Raw genomic sequence first — 6015 nt, forward strand, 5'->3', positions numbered from 1 at the left:
CTCCCTTTTAATTCGAAGTATCCCTCCCTATTTGCCACCCCCTGCAGCAAGATTCAAACTTCATATAAACAAATGTCTGACCTGCTGCTTGCCAAGAAGCGCCCTCCTTCCCCAAATTTATTTTTTCTAACTAGATGATTACATTAATATATTACACTAATATATTAGTTAATACAATATCTAAATTATCAAAATAAATTAAATATTTTAGAAATATTTAATTTATTGCGCCAATCGGCGGCTACATCCAGTTTTGCTTAATCTATGGGCCCCTGTGTTATGATTTGTGTGGGGTCCATATCGTCCATTATTCAGAACATTATTAAAAATAGAAAATAACCATAACTGCCGTTCCAGAAGTTATGGTTATTTTCTATTTTGAGGCAGCTAAGTCCTGCCAAATATTTACATGCATGATAATTAACTAGTACAGAAGGCTCTCCTGATATTTCCAAGAAACCTTCTGTCTATTATCGAGCCAGTCCGTAATGCTTTTCGCTACCCGAAGAACATCTTCTTTTGTTACGTTTATTGAAGATATCCTTGCTAGAACTTACTCACAAATTATTGGAAGGACGCTATCGTTAGATTGGCATGTTGCTCTTCGAATCTTCGGCAAAAGGCTATTGAACTCATGAATACAACTGGTTAATCAACACGCGTGGTGTTGGAACTTATTCATAACACAGAGTGGGGCCATTTGTCTCTATTTTTTGTATTTGCTATTTATTGAAATAAGCTTTGTTCATAGTTATCATTATAAACTATTTTACTGTAATTGGATTGCTGTACGATTACCTTCTTGGCGAACCGTTATGTTGTCTTCCATTAATTGTTCCATATTTTGGCGTGGAGCTCCTGCATATCGGATGCCGATAAAATCCGCCAAATCTTTATCAACAGTTACTAAATCACTTCTATCCAAATCCTTTGTTGCCATTTTACCAATTGCCTGGATTGCCAGTTGCATTTCCAAAATGCAAGATTTTAAATACTTTGCTAAATGTTCTGCTGCCATATCAATATCTAGCCGATCGGTCATCTTACCTGAATATAGTGCCAATTGGGATGGCGGCGATTGCGGCAAAACCTTTGTAATTTGCGTGTGCATAGCGGCTAGCAAGGCGACTGTTCCAATATAAACGGCATCTGCACCAAGTGCAAGCGCCTTCAAATAATGTCCGGGTGTTGCCAGCCCGCCTGCAACAATAATACTAAATTTATCTCTTACGCCATTTTCTGTTAGCCAATCAACCGTTCTAACAAGAGTATGTAATGTAGGTAAGCCGACATTGTCCTGTAAAGTTGGATTGGCTGCCGCAGTACCCCCTTCTGAGCCATCAATAACAATATAATCCGCTTGTGTTTTAGCAATAACCGCTAATTCATATTCAATATAATCTGTACCCGCAATCTTAACACCAACAGGTACATCATACTGCTGTTTCATTTGATTAATCATATCAATATAATCTTTAGTTGTGTTCTTACCCGGCATTCGCGCATAAACAGTGGCAGATTGGCCTTCTTCTAAATGCCACGCCTTGCGCAAATGATCTCCAATTTCCTGTGCAGGTATAGGCTCATCTACCGCTCCACCCCAAGCACCTTGTCCAAGCTGTATCTCAATGGCATCCAAACGTTTTAATTGTTCTTCACCGCTTAATTGACCGCCGCGATGGTATTGACCGATTAAAAACTTAGCCGAATCGCGCTCCTCATTAGTTACAGCCGATTCGCCCGTATTCGTTGAAGTCCCTGCCATTGCGGTTCCCTTAGCCAGGGCCATTTTCATGGCTAGACTGAGCGAACCTCCATAAGACATTCCTGTAATCATAATGGGCATGTCTAATACTAACGGTCTTTTTGCCTTGGGGCCAATAATTGTTTTGGTACTTACCTTTGTATAATCTTCAGTTGGCAGCGTAAAAAGTTGCTTAGGGTTTAATAAAATTTTATCCCATGGTGACAACACAACAGGACTTCCTAAAGGACGAGCTAATTCCTTGCCTGATTCAGCGCGCATTGCCGTTTCCATCATAGCTTTAGGCGAAATTTTTTCCGCAGCTGTTACCATAAGAAACAAATTATCCGAATAGCCTTCTGTAAACATTTTCTTAATAGTATCATCCATTGTTGGATCCATCAATTTCATTAGAATCCAATTAGTTAACATATAATCCACCTCCAATCCATAGTATTACGAATTACCAGGTGATTATACCTAAATCCCTAGCTCTGCCCCATATTAGGTTTTTCCAGATATGCAGCCAGTAATTCTGCCGCTTCTTTTGTATGTAGGCGTAAAATTTTCTTTGCGGCTTCGACCTCCCCGTGCTTGCAGGCAAACAGCAAATCACGATGTTCCTTTTGAGCTTTAGCTTGATAATGCAAGGTGATCAAGTATAGTCGCATATAACGTCTAACATTATTATGCATTGTCTGAATAAGCGATAGCAATCTAGGTCGTTCTCCCACCTGGTAAATAGCTTGATGAAACTGCCAATTTAATCCGTCCCACCGGCAGCCAAGAGATTCTTGATCCGCTTCATCTAGAATAGCCTCAGCCCTTTTTATATTGCTTTCGGCCAACTTCGGAATCGCAAATTCTAGTGCCCCTGCCTCCAAAAAGTAGCGAATATCGAATATTTATCGAACTGTTCCCCATCATAACCGGGGATTCGTATTTTCATTTACAATTTTTAATCGCGTTCCACATAACTTTTTCCAATAATTTTTCAAAAACATCACACTCTATATCGCTCAAATCTTCAGTTATCTTATTATGCCATTCATCTTTTATCTCTAATATTTCAGGATAAATGGCAATAGCCTTATCTGTAGGAAAGATATTAAATTCACGTCTATTATTTGAATTGATAACCTTAGTAATGTATCCACTTGATTCAAGCTGAGGCAAAACTCTTGACACCGTACTTTTATCTATATTCAATCGGCGAGACAATTCATCCTGTGTTTGTCCAACGTTTTCACAAATGCAAACTATATACATGAACTGTCCACTAGTAATGTTTAATTTTTTAAGTCTTTCCGTATAAAATATTTGTGTTCGACGATAAGTCACGGAAACAAATTTTGATAAATCTCTCATGATAACCCCTTATTATAGTTTCATATACAACATTTATTTTATAACATTCTAGCCATAACATCAATAATTATTGACTATTATAGTCAACAGCACTAGAATAATAGTTGTATATGAAACTATCAGGTTATCTATGTTGTTTAAGGAGAAAAATATATATGATAAATAAACTAGTAAGATATACAACTTTTCTAGTCGGATTACTTTTTATGGGCTTGGGAATAGGTCTTGTAACGAAATCAAGTCTAGGCACTTCGCCAATTTCTAGCGTCCCATATATATGTAGTATGATATTTCCTATTACCTTTGGCCAATTTACCTTTTTATTAAGTATTTTATTTTTACTCGGAGAAATTATCATACTGAAAAATGATTTTCCCAAGGGACAATTCCTTCAGGTTTTAGTTGGTCCTTTCTTCGGTCTTTTTACTGATCTTGGCATGATAATATTTTCTTTCGTAAATCCGCAACTTTATGTTGAAAAAATAATTGCTTTATTGATTGGATGTATCATTCTTGCTTTAGGCGTATATTTACAAGTTGCCGCCAATGTAATTATAAATCCCGGTGAGGGAATCGTAAAAGTGATTGCAAACAAAACAGCTAAAGATTTTGGATCCATAAAAATTATGTTTGATTCCACCTTAGTTCTTAGTGCAACCGTTATTTCCCTTTTTGTTTTTGGAACGATAAAAGGGCTGCGAGAGGGAACTATTGTTTCTGCACTACTCGTAGGGTATTTCACAAAATTATGTAGTGCCCTTTTTAAACGTTTTGATTTTGAAGAAATGCTAAATACTATCGGCGAGCGCTGTTAAACTGTTAAAGAGGCAGCATTATCATAGGGGCAAGCTTTCATACTAAGCGATTTCCTTCTTCTGGACAATCAAAATTTTTGCGCATAGATAAATGAGAGGCTCAACTTGCAGGTTCTGCTGCGAGTTGAGCTTTTTGCCGCGCAAAACTTCCGATTGAACCCTCTAGGAACCGTCCCCATGATTTCTGGCATTTTTACTTATAATTACCCAGCTATCAGCCGATATAATAAATAAACAATACAAATTGCGAAAAGGAGTCGGCAAATGGCAATTGATCAAAACGGGCTGAACAGTATATTGGCTAATCTTACGCCAAAGAATAATGCAGCAGTCCTGCGGGAGCAGCGGGCAAATCTTATGAGAAAACTGCAAACAGCGGCAGACCGTTCGGAAAACGGTATGCCTTCAACGGAAGATACAAAGCGCGATATCAAAGAGCTGGCTGCAGTTGACCAGGAAATTGCCCAGGAAGTATATGATGAAACTTCGCATCGGCTTGAAGAGCAAAGACTGGAACAGGAAGCTGCATGTGCCAAAAAAGAGCGGGACAGGGAGCGGGCATTAGCTAAGCATGAGCATCTGTTAGAAAGCAGAAGCATGAGCAAACTCTTGTCGGCTAGCAGCAAGGTTGGCCAGCCGGACGTAGTTTCCTTTGGCACTTTTAACGACGGCAGCCAAGGGGATAACAGCTATACCTCAGGCGTTGACCGTGATCTTCAGGAATCCATACAGTACGGCATTGCAGCGGCAGAAGTAGCGGTGCGCCGAAAAAATGCGGAGAGCAAAGCACAAATTAAAGAAAGCTCTGAGAAATGTCAGATAGAACGCAAGCAGAAGGCTAAGCACGTCAATATCTCGGTTTAACGTATTATGCACGTTTACGGGACCTGCCCCCAAGGATGAGATCAACAGCAAGCTCGTTACTATTCCATTTTATTACTTTTGAGGATATAGAAGGAATTCAGAAAGTCACGGTGAAATATAAATTCGTTACTATAAAACGATTGGAGGTTGTTTAATGAAGTTGCTAAAGGCCTTGACAGGAATAATGTTGATATTTTTACTCTTTTGTACTGATGGCTATGCTGCCCAAATCACCAAAACTTTAGATGAGAACACTAGAATAACGCCCCCCGGTGTCGTAGTGACGACTCGTGCCTCTATACCGATGTTTAAAAAGGAATCCGTTGTAATCCTTAACGATTTTGGTGAGGTTGTAGAGGGCATATTAGCTGAGGATATTAGCTTGCCCTATGAAACCGGTACTTCCCAGGAGTCTGCACGGACAACTTATTATACTGCTCCGCCTCAAGTTATTATCATTCCTAAGTCTACACCCACTCCGCCAGTCTTTATCCCTTATAGTGAGACGGATACGGCACCGCAAATTAGGGCTCTACCTTTTAAAGGCGGTACAAAAGTCGTATTTAACGATAGGGGTGAAGTTGTTAGAGGAACATTAAGTTCCGATCAAACCATTAACCTCAATCCGGCAAACCGTATATCGGTGTCTAATGCAGAAATCAGCTTTCATAAAAATGGAATGGTGGCGACTTGTACCTTATCCAGCGATTCTTATTTGCGCCCGGTAGGGTGGTCGGAAATCTTAACTGACAACCTTACCAAACGCATAGCGTGTTCGGGGTTCGTTGAATTCAAGGCGAGTAAACCGATTGAGCTCAACGATAAAGGTGAAGTAGTCAAGGGCACCTTAAATAACGATACCAAGCTGCTTTCAGCCAGCACCTTCTTCGGTGACGGCAGCGGTAAGAAGCTTTATAAGGCCGGTACCGCCGTAGAATTCGACAGTAAAGGCAATGTTATCAAAGCACAGGAGTCATGATGCCGGGATTCGGCTTGCACTGTAAACAACGTTATGGAGTCAAGTTTTGCGGAAATTGCGTGGCGAAGCAGCCCCAAAGAATCGGCGAACCCTACTGGTGACGCTTGCCCGTGAAACACACCACTTCAAGGCAAGCTGCAAAATGCTTATCCCGTTCTCTTCAGCAAGTGACGTGAGTTTTCCCACGGCAGTAAAATTTTCGTCCGACCAATATCGATCATAATACATTTGATTATTGGCAAAGC

General features: G+C 40.0%; 7 protein-coding genes. 3 read left to right on the forward strand and 4 right to left on the reverse strand.

Annotated elements, in window-relative coordinates; genetic code table 11:
- Positions 1-769: 769 nt before the first annotated feature.
- From ABFC84_13530 to ABFC84_13540, 3 genes are read right to left on the reverse strand one after another with little or no spacing between them, the layout of a single operon-like run.
- Complete coding sequence (locus ABFC84_13530; protein MEN6413761.1) at positions 770-2176, reverse strand: FMN-binding glutamate synthase family protein; 1407 nt, start codon at positions 2174-2176, stop codon at positions 770-772.
- Between the two features lie 56 nt (positions 2177-2232).
- Positions 2233-2649: a GntR family transcriptional regulator gene (locus tag ABFC84_13535; GenBank protein MEN6413762.1), complete on the reverse strand. Its 417-nt coding sequence runs from the start codon at positions 2647-2649 to the stop codon at positions 2233-2235.
- A gap of 40 nt (positions 2650-2689) precedes the next feature.
- Positions 2690-3112 carry a MarR family transcriptional regulator gene (locus tag ABFC84_13540; GenBank protein ID MEN6413763.1) on the reverse strand — a complete coding sequence of 141 codons (423 nt, stop codon included), beginning with the start codon at positions 3110-3112 and terminating at the stop codon, positions 2690-2692.
- 155 nt (positions 3113-3267) lie between these two features.
- Here ABFC84_13540 and ABFC84_13545 point away from each other — a divergent pair, with 155 nt between their 5' ends.
- The 3 genes from ABFC84_13545 (at position 3268) to ABFC84_13555 (ending at position 5770) form a co-directional block, all read left to right on the forward strand.
- Entirely contained in the window at positions 3268-3927 is a 660-nt protein-coding gene (locus ABFC84_13545) for a DUF6198 family protein (GenBank protein MEN6413764.1), read from the forward strand.
- 264 nt (positions 3928-4191) lie between these two features.
- The gene (locus ABFC84_13550; protein MEN6413765.1) at positions 4192-4791 is read left to right on the forward strand and encodes a hypothetical protein; all 600 of its coding nucleotides are present in this window, start codon (positions 4192-4194) and stop codon (positions 4789-4791) included.
- Between the two features lie 304 nt (positions 4792-5095).
- Positions 5096-5770 (forward strand): hypothetical protein, encoded by a 675-nt coding sequence (locus ABFC84_13555; GenBank protein MEN6413766.1) that lies wholly within the window; start codon positions 5096-5098, stop codon positions 5768-5770.
- A gap of 39 nt (positions 5771-5809) precedes the next feature.
- On the opposite strand, the gene ABFC84_13560 is transcribed toward ABFC84_13555, so the two are convergent.
- On the reverse strand, positions 5810-6015 hold a 206-nt coding region (locus ABFC84_13560), incomplete at its 5' end, for a hypothetical protein (GenBank protein MEN6413767.1).

Source organism: Veillonellales bacterium (assembly GCA_039680175.1).
Lineage (GTDB): Bacteria > Bacillota > Negativicutes > JAAYSF01 > JAAYSF01 > JBDKTO01.